Source organism: Paraburkholderia sp. SIMBA_027, from assembly GCF_046535315.1.
Lineage (GTDB): Bacteria > Pseudomonadota > Gammaproteobacteria > Burkholderiales > Burkholderiaceae > Paraburkholderia > Paraburkholderia tropica.
In genome coordinates, this window is sequence record NZ_JAWRWY010001540.1 from 1 (window position 1) to 238 (window position 238).

General features: G+C 67.2%; 1 pseudogene. It reads left to right on the top strand.

The features are described 5' to 3' along the window. Positions 1 to 238, top strand: a pseudogene (locus SB764_RS44355) (hypothetical protein); the annotation flags it as partial.

Genomic DNA, 238 nt, shown 5'->3' on the forward strand with positions numbered 1-238 from the left:
GCTTCTCGCGCCGCGACCTGTACCTGTTCATGGTCGACCTGGGCGACAAGTCCTCGGCCCTGGCGCACCTGCTGCCCTACTCCGCCAAGGCCGGCATCCGCGCCTGCGCCAACGAGGCCGACGAGAAACGCCGCGAAGGCAACTGCATGGACTATTACCGCTATGACGCCACGGTGAAGGCCCTGCCCAGCCAGCAGCCGTACCCGGACCTGCAGGTCACCACTCAGGTCACGCGCAG